This is a genomic window from Methylobacterium sp. UNC378MF, from assembly GCF_900103195.1.
In the GTDB taxonomy this organism is placed as follows: Bacteria; Pseudomonadota; Alphaproteobacteria; order Rhizobiales; family Beijerinckiaceae; genus Methylobacterium.
The window spans coordinates 57,053-72,051 of sequence record NZ_FMWU01000004.1 but is presented as its reverse complement, the minus strand read 5'-3'; the positions used below and the strand labels follow the sequence as shown (position 1 = coordinate 72,051).

Here is a 14,999-nt window from a genome sequence, read left to right as displayed (position 1 = left end):
AATAGCTGGCTGTATCGGGTCAGTCGGGTCGGTTGCTGCACGGGCCGCAGATCTGCCGCTGCCCTTGCCCATAGCAACGACGCCGGTTCCGATTTTCAACTGGACGGGACCCTATAGCGGTCTCTTCGCCGGATATGGCCATCTGGGCAACACGCCGCACTCGTCCTGCACGGGGCCCGGGGGCGCCGTGGGCGACCGGGGATGTCCGGTTGCCGGCACAAGCCGCGCGCCCGACGATGCCTTCATTGCGGGTTCCGAAATCGGATATAACAGACAACTGGACTTCGGATCCGGGTTGGTGATCGGCGGCGTTGTCGATTACCAGTTCACGCGCCTGCGCAACTACGGCCTCAAAGACGGCGATTTTCCCGCGGACGGCGGTGGGGACTACGCGTTCAGCATCGCGCATGCAGGCCAGCGGCTCGACTACCTGACGACGGTCCGCGGAAAGGTCGGCGTCGCAGCGGACAGGGTCTTCGTCTACGCAACCGCGGGCCTCGCCGCCGGGAACGTCCGCGTCGATACGAACACAAACATATCGGGTGCATTCACCTTCGACGGTCGGAAAGGCGAGCTTCGCACTGGCTACGTCGCCGGTGCTGGCATCGAATACGCCTTCAGCCAGCGCCTCTCCGCCAAGATAGAGGGTCTGTATTACGATCTGGGAGAGCGGATCGTCCGCAGTCCCGAGTCCTACGGGTCCGTGCCCGGCTACTTGGTCGGCACGCGCGTGGCGACCAACGGCTTCCTGACGCGCGTGGGCCTCAACTACAGGTTCGGGGACGGCTTGCCGTTCCTGCCCTCGGTCGAGGACACCGAAGCCGGATCGGTGGCGCCGGGCATTTGGAGCTTCGAAGCGGGTGTTCGCTACTTCTACAGCTCCGGGACTCACCGCTATACGCTCGGTTCCAACGTCGTGCCCGCGCAGGTCAACTCGCGCCTGACCTACAAGAATTATGACGCCCATGCGGGCGAAAGCTTCGCGCGGCTCGACCACAATCCGACAGGTCTCTTCGTAAAGGGCCTTCTCGGATCCGGCGGCGTAATGCGCGGCCGGCTGAATGACGAGGACTTCCCACCGGCCGAGAACCCCTATTCGAACACCTTGTCGCGGATCAAGGACGGCGACATCGGTTACGCGGCCATCGATGCCGGCATGAACTTTTTCACCCGCGATAACGTGAAGGTCGGCGGCTTTGTTGGCTACCAGTACTTTTCGGAATTGATCAACGGCTTCGGATGTCGCCAAGTGGGCGGCGGGAATATCTGCGCGGGGTCCGATAGTGTCGGTGAAAACGCCAAGGGTCTGACGGAGACGGCGCGCTGGAATGCCATGCGGGTCGGCCTGATCGGCGAGGTGCGCTTCGACCGCTTGAAGTTCAGCCTTGAAGGCGCCTACCTGCCGGTCGTGGCGATGGACGGGGTGGACCGCCATTGGTGGCGGCCGGATATCAATCCGCTGCCCCAGCGCGGGACCGGTGACGGCTACTTCGTCGAGGGGATCGTCTCGTACGACGTGACCCCGTCCATGAGCGTCGGCATCGGTGGGCGCTACTGGCGGATGGAGGCCAACCCCGGCCGGACCCAGTTCCCGACGGTTCCGCAGAGCCCGACCAAGTTCGAGACCGATCGCTACGGCGGATTCGCCCAGGTCTCCTACAAGTTGTCAGATCTCGGGTTCGGGGCACCCGCGCCGCAGCCGGTACTGCAGCGTAGCTACTGAAGGGGTCGAAGGCCCCGGTGACGCCGCGGCGGCCCTCAAGGCGACGTCGCGGCGCTACCGAGACCGGTGCCTTGGGCCACACGGCGGTGCGGGGCAGACCTCGGCCGCGGAGGCCCAATTTCCGGGCGGACGCTCGCGCTCGACCGGACAACCTTCGCGGTGTTCTGCCGAACCGGCAGCCAGACGTGGCGTGCATTCGTGGTCAAGCTCGACGAGTGGACCGTGCGAAGCACCGTCACCGCCGCCAACATCGATCTGGGCGCCTGCACGGCGTCGCTGATCACGCCTGGACCTGCCGATCGCCGAAGATCAATGCGGTCGGCAGCGCGAACATGAAGTACGGATTGAGCCTCGGCGGTTCGACTGCCCCGTCCAACCGGCCTTGCTGCTCGGGCGTCGATGCGACGTCGAGGGCGGCGATGTTCTGCTCCGGCTGCTCCGGGCGGCTCGCCCTCACGAGGACCGACGCGACGCCGGGACGTCGCGCGACCCGGGCCAGTGCTACCCGCGCCATCTGCCGGCCGAGTTTCCGCAGCGACCGCGCGCAGGATCTCGACGACCGCGAGATGTCCCTCGATGAACAGCATGCCGCCGAACGGATTATCGCGATTGCCCACCTGTCGCTGCCGCACCGACCCACGTTGCTGGCCCGGTTCTGCGGGACGCGGCGGCGGTGGGTGCCGGCGCGGCCCTGCCCCCTCGTCGGGCCCGACGTCGCGGCCGGCCGCTTGGCCTGCTGGCGTCGGCTTGAGCGCCCACCGACGGAGCTCTGGGCGCTCCACATCTCCCGGCGGCTGGTCAGTCCCAAGGAAAAGGCCTTCATGGCGCATCTGGCGGCGGAGTTGGCCACGAACGGCGTTCATCCGTCCACGACGAACGGTTCGGTGATGGCGCCTGCGAGCGTCATGGCCGTTTCACATCGGCTGGGATGAGCCGGGCTGCTGAAGCATGCTCGCGCCGAGCCATTGCACGAAGGCCGCGGCGGGACCCGTCGGCGGCAGAGCGCGGACGAGCACGTAATAGCGAAGTCCGGTCATCACGGCATCGCCGCAGGCTGGAACGAGGCGCCCGTCGACGCGATAGGGCGCGACGATCAGCGACCGTCCCAGCGCTATGCCGGAGCCGCCGAGTGAGGCTCGCAGCGCCAGCTGGGCGAGGTTGAAGTAGAGATTCTGGATCCGGCCGTTCCACGGCACTCCATGGATCCGCATCCAGCGATCCCACTCGTCGGAGGACGTCGCCGCAGCCTCCCACGGTGACGCGTCGTGAAGCAGGACGACGGTACCGTCAGCGCTCGCCCCGGACGCATCTCGGTAAGCGGGGGCGCAGACCGGGTAGACCGGCTCGGGATGGTCGAAGACGACCGTCGCACCGGAAGGCGGCTCCGGACCGTAGCGGATCGCCACGTCAATCCCGGAGGAGGTCATGTGTGCCGGATCCAGGTCGTGGGTCTCCCCGAAGACGGCGATGTCGATGCCGGGATGCGTGTCACTAAAGACTTTCAGCCGGGGGGCCAGCCATTCTGAAGCCAGGGACGGGATGCAGCTGATCCTCAGCGATTCCCGCCCTGCGCGCCGCTCCGCCTGGAGCAGAACCGCGCTCATGCCGTCGTATCCGGCGCGCGCGGCCGCGAACAGGGCGTGACCCTCTACGGTCAGGCGGATCTCACGGGCACCCCGCACCAGCAGCGGGTAACCCAGACGCTGCTCAAGTCGCTGGATTCGCTGGGTGACTGCGCTCTGCGTCACCGCGAGACGGTCTCCTGCCTTGGCGAAGCCGCCCGCCTCGACCAGGGCGCGGAAGAAGAACAGGTCGCCAGCCAGACGCGCATCAAGCCTTACGGGCATACCTAACGATAAGCGGTCCTAATATTTTACGCCAGAGAATATAATTGGCCGCGCGCCATCCTCTCGCGCAGGTTCGACGCGGACGAACCGATCGTGATCAGAAGCGCCTGGCGACCATCGAGATGCAGACCAAGCTTCCGGGCGATCGGATTCCTGAAGCGGTGAAGCGCGCCAGTCCCACGATCTGGAAGAACCCCGCTCTGGCCGATAGTGCGTCGGTTCTGCCGAGCCTCGCAATTGGCCGATCCGACGTCGATGGCGCGGTCGCGCGCTGGCAGCGGTTCGCACCGCTCCTGGCCCGCCTCTTCCCCGAAGACGGCGCGGGCCGGATCGACTCGCCGCTCATCCCACTGGCGGAGGAGCTGTCCAGAGCCGTCCTGGCTGGATACCGCGGTCAGCTCTTCGTGAAGGGAGACCACGCGCTTCCGGTGACGGGCTGCATCAAGGCACGCGGCGGAGTTTACGAGGTCCTGGCCTTCGCCGAGGAACTCGCAACGCGGGCTGGGATACTCGGCAAGGGTCGGTCCTATGCGGCGTTCGCGGATCCTGAGTTCCGTGACCTGTTCGCCCGTCATGTCATTGCGGTCGGCAGCACCGGCAATCTCGGCTTTAGCGTCGGCCTGATGGGGCGGGCGCTCGGCTTCGAGGTCGAGGTCCACATGTCGCACGACGCCAGGGCCTGGAAGAAGCAGCGCCTGCGTGAACTCGGTGCCCGCGTGGTCGAGCATCGCGGCGATTACGGGGCGGCGGTGGCGGCGGCGCGCAGTGCTTTTTCAGGACGCGACGACGCGCACTTCGTTGACGATGAGGATTCCGTCGACCTGTTCCTCGGCTATGCAACCGCCGCCCTCGACTTGAAGCGGCAGCTTGCGGAGAACGGGATCGCAGTGGGTCCGGCGCATCCCCTGTTCGTCTACCTTCCGTGCGGTGTCGGTGGAGCGCCGGGTGGCGTTGCCTTCGGGCTGAAGCTCCTGTTCGGCAACGCCGTGCATCCGGTCTTCGTCGAGCCCGTGGCGTCTCCGTGCATGCTGGTCCAACTCGCGGCGGGCCTCGACCAGTCGGTCAGCGTCTACGATGTCGGCCTCGACAATCGCACGGCGGCGGACGGGCTGGCCTGCGCATCCGCCTCCATGCTCGTCGCCCGGACCCTCGAGAAGCTGATCCGGGCTGTGGTCACCGTGCCGGACGACGCGCTGTACCGGTGGCTCAAGGTGCTTTGGACGGACGCGGGTATCCGTCTAGAGCCCTCAGCGGCGGCAGGCTTCGCGGCCGCGGGGCGCTTCGCCGCAACTCTCTCCGCTGAGACGCAGGCAGGGGCCACTCACGTGATCTGGACCACCGGCGGCGCGCATCTCCCGGCCGAGGAATTCGAAGCTGCACTCGCCCGCGGCTGAAGTGCTCGCCGTCGTCGTCGCGCTTCTGGTGGCACTGACCATGCGCGGCCAATCCACCGCCCCCGTGCCGCAGGCGGCCTGAGCCGGTAACACCGATCAAGCCGCGTTCCGAACGTCAGGGATATCTCAGCATGGCCGACCTTTGCGACTTGTCCGCGGTGGAACTCCGCCGCCTCATCGGCCGGGGCGACATCTCCCCCGTGGAATTGCTGGATTCATGCCTCGACCGGATCGCCCGGATCAATCCCGCCGTGAACGCAGTGGTCGCCCTCGATATCGACCGGGCGCAGGAGGCGGCCCTCCGCGCGGAGGCGGCCGTCCGCCAGGGCGAGCCACTCGGCGCGCTTCACGGGATACCGGTCGGCATCAAGGATACCGAGGAGACGGCCGGGCTACGCACGACCTACGGCAGTCCGATCCATGCCGACAACGTCCCGGCCCGGGACCTCGGCGTCGTGGCGCGCCTGCGCGGCGCGGGCGCCATCGTGCTGGCCAAGACGAACACCCCCGAATTCGCCGCCGGTGCGAATACGCGCAATGTCGTCTACGGGGCCACCGGCAATGCCTTCGATCCGACGCTCTCCGCGGCAGGTTCGTCCGGCGGCTCTGCGGTAGCACTCGCCTGCGGGATGGTGCCGCTCGCGTCCGGCTCGGATACCGGGGGGTCGCTGCGCAACCCGGCGGCCTATGCGGGCATCGTCGGCATGCGACCGTCCTCTGGCCTCGTTCCAAACGAACGGCGCGGGCTCGGCTGGGCCAATCTCCCGGTTAACGGGCCGATGGCCCGGACAGTCGGCGACGCCGCCCTGATGCTGGGTGCTATGGCCGACGACGACCCGCGCGATCCCCTGGCCTATACCCTGCCCGGCGAGCCCGTGCGTGGCCGCGCGGAGCGCTACGACCCGCCCCATCCGCTCGACCTCGGCAAACTCCGCGTCGCATTCACGGAGGATTTCGGCTTCGCGCCGACGGAGCAGCACGTCCGACGGGTGTTCCGCAGGCGCGTCGTGGCGCTGTCGCCGCTCTTCGCCGCCGCCGAGACGGCGACGCCGGATTGCACGGGGGCCGATGAGGCCTTCGCGATCCTGCGGGCCGCGCAGTTCCTTGCCCTCCACCTGGACAACTACCGCGCCCGGCCGCAGCAGCTCGGCCCCAATGTCCGGACGAATGTCGAGGAGGGCCTCGGCTACACGCTCGCCGACTATGCCCGGGCGGCGCGCATCCAGACCGCGATCTACCGGAGCTTCGTCGGCTTCTTCGCGCGCTATGACCTGCTGATCAGCCCGACCATCACCCTCTCTCCGCGCCCGTGGAGCGAGCTGTATCCGACGGAGATCGACGGGGTCGCCACCCGTTCGTACTTCCACTGGCTGGCGCTCGCCTACGGCGTGACCCTCGCCGGCCATCCGGCGATCAGCCTGCCGCTCGGCGTCGACGAGGCCGGACTTCCGTTCGGCGTGCAGGTCGTAGCTCGGCGCGGCGGCGATGCCGTCCTGCTCGCGGCGACCGCCGGCATCGAAGCGCATTGCGCCGGTTCGCCGGACCTGATGCGTCCGATCCCCGATCTCGACGGGCTGGCCAACAGGGATCCGATCGCGCAGAGCCCCGGATTCCTCGATCGCGGCTGATCGGACCTGCGAGCTTGCCAGAGCCGCCGGCAGGAGCCGGCGGTCACTCCATCAGATCGGTCAGTGCCCCGATCTCGTCAGCGTTCTTCCAGACCGTCTCGCAGCCGATCACCGTGTCGGTGGCGTCGATCGTCAGCGTGAACACGGAGGGGACTCGCTCGGTCCCCACGAGCCTCAGGCGAACGCCCCATCGCGACATATCATGCACCACGCACGGAATGGCGGGATGACCGGCCGCCGAGATGCGCCCGCTCAGGTTGACCGATACGCGCCGGGCGTTCCGCTGATTATCCATGAGGACCCCGCCCTAAAGCGCATCAGCGTAGGAGATCACGGATCAATAAGCCGTTCACGGATTGAGCCCAATTGCGTGCAGCAATCGCACGGTCGGCCATTCAGGCGTCTCTGGGCTACCGTGCGCGAAGCCATCGGGAGACGAAGTGCAGAGGCCGGGTCGTACCGGCACCATCGCGGGCATCCAAAATCGGTTCGGCGTCCGGAAGGAGGGACGCGATCAGACGGAGCAGGTCTTCGCGCTCGTCGCCGGTGAAGGGGACCAGAAAGGACCCGAGGTCCAACTGGACTTCGGGCGCGTCGTTGCCGGGATAATGGAGAACATGCGGTCGCCCGGTTTGCAGGTCGCGCGTCAGCGCCCAGCGGTCGCCCCCTGCACCGACATGAAATTCCCGAGCGATCCGTGGTGCCTGTTCAATCATCACACCAGCGCCACGTGGTCAGATACGCAATGTCGATTCAATCGAGTGCTGTTTCGAGGCGAGACATAACCTGGCTTAGGAATCTACAAAAACCGGGAGTCTGGAATTGCCGAAACACAGGCGGGACCTCCTCGTTGCGTTGAGCCTGGCTTCCGTGAGCGGGCGTCGCACTGAGGCGGCCGTTTCGGACATTGGATAGCTGTCCGAAGTCGCGAGGGTAGGGCCGACATGGGTCAGCGGCTCGGCGAAAGTTGCCAGCTGTAAGGGGCAGCCCTGTAATGTCTCGGTGCAGATGTAGCTCGACGATGAGCAGCCGATCACCGCCGGGCGCGGGATCTGGGGCTTTCCGATGAAGCATGGAATGCCGCGGCTATCCGTGAAGAAGGACCTCGTCGGCTACCGCCTCCGGGACGTGGTCGGGCGCGGCGCCTGGGAAGGCGACACCAGGCTTCACCTCATCCCGCATGTCAATTGCCGTGTGGCCGACCTTCGGGTGCGCCGGATCAGGCGTGGCCGGCATCAGATCGTCGATTTTTCGCTGCCATACGGCGACGTGCTTCACGATTATCTGGCCTGATCGCCATCGGTCCGGCGAAGGCGGATGGTGCTGCCGGGCGGCTCGCCGGCGGCTGCCCCAACGGTCGGCTCGCGATACGCGCGAGGGCGCTCGGAAGTATCCGCTCGCTCTCCGGCGAAGCGCAGCGCTGAAGAGCCGTGAGGAAATCGTACCGCGCCCTGCCAGGCGGTCGGAAGCAGGATCGGATCGCTCACCCGGGCCGTCGAACAGCAGGATTGCGGTTCGGACGACCTGCGAGACGAAGCTCTGGACCGACAAGCTGTCCGCCCTGCACAAATTCGCGACGCCACCGACGGCTTCCGCGCAGCGCAATGCCACCCGAAACCATCCGTTGAGCGCCGATGGAGTGCCCCGTTAAGCATATCCGCGGAGAATTCTAGATTGCAAAGCTCGGCTATATCGCGGGGCCGGCAACATGCTTTACAAACTTCTAACGCGGCGCATCCAATTTGCGGCGATGGTGCGGAGGATCGAATGTCGGAACCGCTGACCCTCTCACCGCATCCGCCGGGCGGTGCGGAAGCAGCCTCGGGTTGGCGTGCCACACCAACAGCACAGACCGACCGACATCCCCGCTCCGATACCGGAACCATCCTCATTCACTGGATCGTTGCCGTTGCGATGGTCGCCAGCCTGCTCACGGGTCTGCGCATCTCGGCCGACGCGCCTATTGCGCGGACCGCGAAATTCCTGGCGCCGTTTCTTCCGCAGGGGGAAGTCTGGACCGTCCATTTCGTCGCCGGGCTGACGCTGTTCTTCGGAATCACCGCCTATCTCGTCTACCTCGTGCGCGGGCGTCTCACGGATCGCAACGGTCTGTCGCGCCTGCGCGCCCTGCGCGTCAGCGGTCGGACGAAGGCGGCGCGAAAGGCGCGGTGGGGCGGCATCAACGTCGCGCTGCACTGGCTCATCTACGCCGTCACGCTCATCCTGACGGGCACCGGCGTCGCGCTCTATCTCGGCTACGGCGGCTGGGTGGTCTGGCTGCACGCCACCTGCGCGCTGGTGGCACTCGGCTACATCGCGGTCCATACCCTCGCACACTTCATGTATGGCGGGCTGTGGCAGCTCCTGCGGCTGTTCCGCCCCGCTGCCCTGACGGACGGCGCCGCGCGGCGCCGACGGCCTCTGCTGGCGGCCGCGATCATCGGTCTCCCGGTCGTTGGCGGCCTGGCCTTCGCGGATGTGAAAGGCCGCTCCACGCTTGTCGTCGACAAGGTGTCGGCCGGGCCCGATCTCAAGAAGCTCCTCGAAGACCCAGTCTGGCGCACCGCTCGGCCGGTGTCGGTCCGGACGATGCAGGGCGCCAATTTCGGCGGTACCGGTGAGACCACCGTCGAGATCCGTGCCGTGCGCGACGACGTGAATGTCTACTTCGCCTTCCGCTGGTGGGACCCGTCGCGCTCGCTGAAGCGTGTCCCGATGGTCAAGAAGGCGGATGGCTGGCACCTCCTCGACGCGAACGCGGCGCGGGCGGACGTGACGGGCTATTACGAGGACAAGCTCGCGGTAATCTTCTCACGCTCCGACGCGTTCGGCAGCGGCGGCGCGACCCATCTCGGCGCCCGCCCCCTCCCCGACGCCCCCGCGCCGCTGAACGGCCGCGGCTACCACTACACCACCGACGGCAGCTACATCGACATGTGGCAGTGGAAGGCGGCCCGCGGCGGCATGCTTGGCGTCGTCGAGGACATGCACATCGGACCGCCCACCGAGCCGACCGCCGCCGAGCGGATGGTGAAGGGCCGCTACCAAGCGGGCTATTGGGGCGACCCTGGCACGAGCATGTACCGTTACAATTTCCGGTTCGAGGGCCCCGGCGGCTACGAAGGCGCCGTCGAGCCGCTGCGGCTGCCTAAGGACTGGCGCGCGACGGTGGCGAAGCTCGGCACCGTGGACCTCGCCTTCGATGCGAGCACCGCGCCGGGTTCGACGTGGTGGATGGTCGAGAAGAGCGAGACGGTACCGTATTCCGCGACGGCCGACGCAGAGATACCGGTCGGCACGGTCATGCCGGGCGTGCTCATCACCGATGGCTATACGGGCGATCGCGCCGGCATCTCGGCGGCGGCCGACTGGGCGGATGACCACTGGACACTGGTGGCATCGCGCAAGATCGCGACCGGCAGCAAGTACGACGTCGATTTCCTGCCCGGGAACCTGTTCTACCTGTACGTCTCGGCCTTCGACCATACGCAGACGCGCCATACGCGACACATGCGGCCGGTCGAAGTCCTTCTGCGCTGAGGCGGGAGCGCGGCATGGCCGATCACGTCAACCTCGTTATCAACGGCCGGCGCATCAGCGCCAGCGCCGGACAGACCCTGCTCGATGCGGGTCTAGCGGCCGGGCGGGCCATCCCGCACGACTGCGCCACCGGCCAGTGCGACACCTGCCGCGTCCGGATCCATTCCGGCGCGGTGGATGAGGCCGGCACACGCATCGGCGACACCGTTCAGGCGTGCCGGGCGCGCCTGACCGTCGACACCGTGATCGAATTCGACGAGGTTCCCGACGTCGTCCGGCGTTCCGGTACCGTAGACACAATCGTCGATCTCACTGCCGAGATCGTCGAGGTCACGGTGGCGTTGCGCAAGCGGCTCACCTATCTCCCGGGGCAGTATGTCCGGGTCTCCTTCGCCGGACTGCCGGCACGGGACTACAGCCCGACGCTGCGTTCGGACGGTTCCGGCGAACTGAACGAGCTGATCTTCCAGGTCCGCCGGCAGCCCGGCGGCGCGGTGTCGCCGCATCTCGGGGAGCGGATCCGACCGGGAACGGCGGTGAAGGTCGAGGGCCCGTTCGGGAGCGCCTATCACCGGCTCGGGCGCGGGCGCCTCGTCATCGTCTCCTCCGGCGTCGGCTGGGCGCCAGCCTGGGCGGTCGCCCGGGCGAGCCGCCTGCGTGAGCCGGAGCGCGACCTGCTCGTCGTCGCCGGCGCACGCCACCCCCAGAACCTCTACATGCGTCCGGCTTTGGATTGGCTGCGCGACCGCGGCGCGGCGACGATCCTGACCTGCAGCGGCAGCAACCCGCCCTCGGACGCCCGGGCCGGGCGTCCGACTCTCCATATGCCGATGCTCACGCGGGACGACACCGTTCTCGCGGCCGGCGCGCCAGAGATGGTCGCGGCAGTCCAGTTCCTGGCGGCGGCTTCCGGTGCCACCTGCTATGCCGACCCGTTCTACGCGGCGGACCGCAGTGCGACCGGGAGCCAACCGTCCGACCCGAACTTCTTCCAGCGCTTCCTGCAGCGCGTGTCGGGTCATCGAACCGCCAAAACGGAACCTGTCGCCTAGCAGATCGTCAACCAAACCTTCAGGTCAAGGTATCCGGTGACGTCGAGTTAAGCATTCGAGTCGCATTCTGCGGCAATGATACCGCTATTCGTGAATTTCCGAAGCGTCGTCGCAGGCGGCTTCGTCCTCCTCGCGCACGTGGCCGGCGCCCGGGCGGAGGATCTGCCGATCGTCGGAACGGGCGACGGGATCGAGATGCTCCAGGCAGTTGCGGCTGCCTATAATGCCGAGGCCGGCGACGCTCGCGTATCGGTCCCGCCGAGCATCGGCTCGGGCGGTGCCGTGGCGGCCGTCGGCGGCGAGCGTCAGAAGCTCGGTCGGGTGGCGCGTCCGCTCTCCGAGGCGGAGAAGGCGCAGGGCCTCGTGGAGGTACCGCTGGCGCGCATTCCCTCGGCGATCTTCGTCCATCGTGGTGTCGGCGTCCGGAGCCTGACGAGCGCGCAGGTGGCGGCAATCTTCGCAGGCACGATCGACAATTGGAGTGCACTCGGCGGACCGGATCTCAAGATCCGGGTGGTTAGGCGCGAGGAGTCGGACAGCACCCTGTCGGTGCTCCGAGCGACCATGCCGGGGTGGCGCGACCTCGCCCTGACCAGCCGCTCGAAGACTGCGACCACCACCCAGGACGCGATCGCGACGGTGCGGGAAACGCCGGGCGCGATCGGCTTCGGCCCTTATTCTCCCGCTCTCGCGGGCGATCTGGAGGTCCTGGCGATCGACGGAAGGGCGCCGCGTGATCCAGCCTATCCCAGCGCCGTGACCCTCGCGTTGATCTACAAGGCCGCAACGCGGGATGCGGCGGCGTCCGCTTTCCTGGCCTTCGCGACCTCCGATCGCGCCGGGCAGGTGATGGCGGAGCGGGGTGCTGCCCCGCTCAGGCCGTGACCGGGACCGTTTTCTCGCGATCCCTGCGCGCGCGCCTCGTCGGCGCCACGCTCTCGACGGCCGCCATCGCGCTCGCCGCCCTGGTCTTCCTCGTGGTTCTCCGCTCGGGACAGACCCTGCGCGACCAGGCCCAGGAAGTCTCGACCTGGTCCGAGGCCCAGCTTTCCGACCGTCTCTTCAGCGATGCCAAGCTTGCCGCCGCCCGGCTCCAGATGCAGCGCGAGGACGTGGAGCGGCGCTTCGCCACCATGGCGGAGCGCTGGGACGTGGCCAAGGCCGTGTTCTCCGGCAACACGGTCGCGGCCTCGGAACTTATGCGGCCAGCCCTCGCGCTGGCCGATCTCGATGGCGCGATCGCCTTCGACATCAATCTGCGCGCCCTGACTGCGGACCGCGTCGAGGCGGATCTCCTCGCCGCCAACGCGGCCTTCGAATCGACGTCCATCGCCGCAGCCCTGCGTGCGGTGATGGCTCGGAACGATCGCGAGCACCCGACCGGGTTCGTCATGTCCGTGCGCTGGGACGACGGCCTCTCGAAAGCCCTCGCCGCCGAAGAATCCGGTACGGTGGCCGATGTCTTCGGACGGCCCGTGTTCGACGATTTCGGCGAGGTAATCGGCGGACTCGTCGGCTATCGCGTCCTGCGGCGGCACGAGCCGCTGATGACGGCCTTCGCATCGCTGAGCGGACGCGACGTTTACATCCTGGCGGGGCAGAACCTTCTCTCCTCGGCCGGTACCGACAGCGCCGTCCAGCTCGGGAGCACGTCGCGGGCGGAACTGCACACCGTCATTGGTGCCGAGAAGGTCGCCCGCTGCATTCCTCAGGTGCCTGATATCCGCCTCTGCGTCGCGGCTCCGTTGCGGGAGCTGCAACAGCTCACCGGCAAGGTCGTCGGCATCGGCGAGGAAAGCTCCCGGTCACTCCTCAGGACGCTCAGCGTCGCCGCTTGCCTCACGCTGTGCCTCGTCGCCGTAGTCCTCCTCATCTTGTCGAACCGGATCACGCGTCCGCTCGTGCGCGTCACCCAGATCGTGTCCGAAGTGGCACGTGGGAATTGGCACGTCAGCGTACCCGACATCGATCGCGCGGACGAGGTCGGCGACATCGCCCGCGCCGTCGTCGTGCTCGAACATTCCCTTTCCGAGCGCGATCAGCTGCGCGACGATGTCTTCCGGCAGAACACGATTCTGACGGATCGGGAGCGACAGCTTCAGGAGCAGAACGAGCGCTTCGATGCGGCCCTGAACAACATGTCCCAGGGCCTGTGCATGTTCGGCTTCCACGGCCGCCTGAAGGTCTTCAACGCGCAATTCTGCCGGATCTACGGGATCGCGCGGGACGCGCTGGAGGCAGAACCGACACATGCTGAGGTCCGCCGGCTCGCCGGCCTCGCGGATTGGTCGAGCGCCGAGGGTGGCCCGGTCCGCCGGACCCTGACGAAGACCCTCGCGGACGACCGGTGCGTCGAGATCACCGTCGAGCCGATGGCGGATGGTGGCTGGGTGGAAACGCACGAGGACGTCACCGCGAGCGTCACCGCCCAGGCCCGCATCACCCATCTGGCCACCCACGATGCCCTGACAGGCCTGTCGAATCGCATCCTGCTGGCGGACCGCCTCGCGGCGGCCTTCGCGGATTATGCGGGCGAAGGCCGTGTATTCACCGTGATCTGCCTCGACCTCGATGACTTCAAGGGCATCAACGACACCCTCGGCCACCCGGCGGGCGACGAATTGCTCCGGCAGGTCGGCCGGCGCCTGACCACCCTGTGCCCGCCCGGCGGCACGATCGCGCGGCTTGGTGGCGACGAATTCGCCATCATCCTATTCGAGTCCGATCTGCCGAAGGGTGTCCTCGCCCTGGCGGAAGAGATCCTGGTCCAGCTCAGGCGCCCGTTCCTTCTCGCGGGTCAGGTCGTGTCCGTCGACGGGAGTCTCGGAATCGCCGTCTCCTCCGCAGAGGATGCCGACGGCGACGATCTCCTGCGCCGCGCGGACGTTGCCCTCTACGCCGCCAAGGCCGATGGCGGACGGCGCGTCCGCGTCTTCGAGCCGGAGATGGAGGAACGGCAGAACCAGCGGCGCTGGCTGGAGCGTGAGCTGCGGCTGGCGATCAGGGACGAGCAGATCGAGCTGCACTATCAGCCGCTGTTCGATCTGACGACGAACGCGGTGACGAGCTTCGAGGCCCTGGCCCGCTGGCATCACCCTGAGCGGGGAATGATCTCGCCCGGCGAGTTCATTCCCGTCGCCGAGGCGACGGGACTGATCGATGCCCTCGGCGCCTACGTGCTCAAACGGGCCTGCTCGGACGCCCTGACTTGGCCCGGGAACCTGCGTGTCGCCGTCAACATCTCGCCGATCCAGTTCCGCGAAGGCAATCTCGACCAATTCGTCGAGGAGGTTCTGCGCACGACCCGGTTGCCGAGCCACCGCCTGGAGCTCGAGATCACGGAATCGGTGATCCTGAGCCAGGATCAGGCGAGCCTGGACATGCTGAGCCGATTGCGCCGGCTTGGCGTGCGGTTCTCGATGGACGATTTCGGAACCGGATACTCGTCGCTCAGTTCGCTGAACACGTTCCGCTTCGACAAAATCAAGCTGGATCAGTCGTTCGTCCGAAATCTCCTGGAGACCGATGAGGCGGCCGCCATTGTCCACGTCGTGGCCGAACTCGGCCGCATCCTGAAGATCACGACGACCGCCGAGGGCGTCGAGACGCCGGAGCAGCTTGCCCGGCTGCGGGCAAGCGGCTTCTCGGAAGTTCAGGGTTATCTACTGAGCAAGCCGATCCCCGCCGCCGCCGTGGTCGCCTTCCTCAACGCGCAGGAGACGCTCCACGTCGCGGCCTGAGGATCGGCCTCCGGCAGGCCCGACCGCACGGACAGTCGGTGGGGCGTTCCGAGGCTCGCAGGTGGGAGGTGCTGC

12 protein-coding genes are annotated in these 14,999 nt (G+C 67.3%); 9 read left to right on the top strand and 3 right to left on the bottom strand.

The features are described 5' to 3' along the window. Positions 1-187 precede the first annotated feature (187 nt). Together BLT59_RS05440 and BLT59_RS31700 are read left to right on the top strand one after the other, a co-directional pair. A complete protein-coding gene (locus BLT59_RS05440) occupies positions 188-1,723 on the top strand; it encodes an omptin family outer membrane protease (RefSeq protein ID WP_244513863.1) in 1,536 nt (511 codons plus the stop codon). A 332-nt stretch (positions 1,724-2,055) separates the two neighbouring features. Then, the gene (locus tag BLT59_RS31700; RefSeq protein WP_244513862.1) at positions 2,056-2,655 is read left to right on the top strand and encodes a type 2 periplasmic-binding domain-containing protein; all 600 of its coding nucleotides are present in this window, start codon (positions 2,056-2,058) and stop codon (positions 2,653-2,655) included. Here the strand turns inward: BLT59_RS31700 and BLT59_RS05425 are convergent. Then, a complete protein-coding gene (locus BLT59_RS05425) occupies positions 2,638-3,570 on the bottom strand; it encodes a LysR substrate-binding domain-containing protein (RefSeq protein WP_091777289.1) in 933 nt (310 codons plus the stop codon). The genes BLT59_RS31700 and BLT59_RS05425 overlap by 18 nt on opposite strands. A 122-nt stretch (positions 3,571-3,692) precedes the next feature. Here BLT59_RS05425 and BLT59_RS05420 point away from each other — a divergent pair, with 122 nt between their 5' ends. Continuing rightward, positions 3,693-4,964, top strand: coding sequence for a D-serine ammonia-lyase (locus BLT59_RS05420; protein ID WP_244513861.1), 1,272 nt, complete (start codon positions 3,693-3,695; stop codon positions 4,962-4,964). A 131-nt stretch (positions 4,965-5,095) separates the two neighbouring features. Continuing rightward, entirely contained in the window at positions 5,096-6,592 is a 1,497-nt protein-coding gene (locus BLT59_RS05415; protein WP_091777287.1) for an amidase, read from the top strand. 43 nt (positions 6,593-6,635) lie between these two features. On the opposite strand, the gene BLT59_RS32235 is transcribed toward BLT59_RS05415, so the two are convergent. Both BLT59_RS32235 and BLT59_RS05405 read right to left on the bottom strand, forming a co-directional pair. After that, positions 6,636-6,887 (bottom strand): PilZ domain-containing protein, encoded by a 252-nt coding sequence (locus BLT59_RS32235; RefSeq protein ID WP_091777285.1) that lies wholly within the window; start codon positions 6,885-6,887, stop codon positions 6,636-6,638. A 115-nt stretch (positions 6,888-7,002) separates the two neighbouring features. After that, entirely contained in the window at positions 7,003-7,308 is a 306-nt protein-coding gene (locus BLT59_RS05405; protein WP_091777283.1) for a hypothetical protein, read from the bottom strand. Between the two features lie 376 nt (positions 7,309-7,684). On the opposite strand from BLT59_RS05405, the gene BLT59_RS05400 reads away from it, so the two are divergent. From BLT59_RS05400 to BLT59_RS05380, 5 genes are all read left to right on the top strand, one after another. Further along, positions 7,685-7,885, top strand: coding sequence for an acetoacetate decarboxylase family protein (locus tag BLT59_RS05400; RefSeq protein WP_244513859.1), 201 nt, complete (start codon positions 7,685-7,687; stop codon positions 7,883-7,885). Between the two features lie 474 nt (positions 7,886-8,359). Beyond that, positions 8,360-10,132 carry an ethylbenzene dehydrogenase-related protein gene (locus BLT59_RS05395; protein ID WP_091777281.1) on the top strand — a complete coding sequence of 591 codons (1,773 nt, stop codon included), beginning with the start codon at positions 8,360-8,362 and terminating at the stop codon, positions 10,130-10,132. 14 nt (positions 10,133-10,146) lie between these two features. Further along, on the top strand, positions 10,147-11,184 hold the full coding sequence (locus BLT59_RS05390) for a 2Fe-2S iron-sulfur cluster-binding protein (protein WP_091777279.1): 1,038 nt from the start codon (positions 10,147-10,149) through the stop codon (positions 11,182-11,184). Positions 11,185-11,274: 90 nt separating this feature from the next. Beyond that, positions 11,275-12,069 (top strand): substrate-binding domain-containing protein, encoded by a 795-nt coding sequence (locus BLT59_RS05385; protein ID WP_244513858.1) that lies wholly within the window; start codon positions 11,275-11,277, stop codon positions 12,067-12,069. Continuing rightward, the gene (locus BLT59_RS05380) at positions 12,066-14,924 is read left to right on the top strand and encodes a putative bifunctional diguanylate cyclase/phosphodiesterase (RefSeq protein WP_091777276.1); all 2,859 of its coding nucleotides are present in this window, start codon (positions 12,066-12,068) and stop codon (positions 14,922-14,924) included. Before BLT59_RS05385 ends, BLT59_RS05380 begins: the two co-directional genes overlap by 4 nt. Positions 14,925-14,999: the final 75 nt, after the last annotated feature.

Bases quoted from the DNA above. Each gene is read 5' to 3' on its own strand.
- BLT59_RS31700 (WP_244513862.1), top strand. From the start codon at position 2,056: ATGAAGTACGGATTGAGCCTCGGCGGTTCGACTGCCCCGTCCAACCGG.
- BLT59_RS05425 (WP_091777289.1), bottom strand. From the start codon at position 3,570: ATGCCCGTAAGGCTTGATGCGCGTCTGGCTGGCGACCTGTTCTTCTTC.
- BLT59_RS05420 (WP_244513861.1), top strand. From the start codon at position 3,693: ATGCAGACCAAGCTTCCGGGCGATCGGATTCCTGAAGCGGTGAAGCGC.
- BLT59_RS05415 (WP_091777287.1), top strand. From the start codon at position 5,096: ATGGCCGACCTTTGCGACTTGTCCGCGGTGGAACTCCGCCGCCTCATC.
- BLT59_RS32235 (WP_091777285.1), bottom strand. From the start codon at position 6,887: ATGGATAATCAGCGGAACGCCCGGCGCGTATCGGTCAACCTGAGCGGG.
- BLT59_RS05405 (WP_091777283.1), bottom strand. From the start codon at position 7,308: ATGATTGAACAGGCACCACGGATCGCTCGGGAATTTCATGTCGGTGCA.
- BLT59_RS05395 (WP_091777281.1), top strand. From the start codon at position 8,360: ATGTCGGAACCGCTGACCCTCTCACCGCATCCGCCGGGCGGTGCGGAA.
- BLT59_RS05390 (WP_091777279.1), top strand. From the start codon at position 10,147: ATGGCCGATCACGTCAACCTCGTTATCAACGGCCGGCGCATCAGCGCC.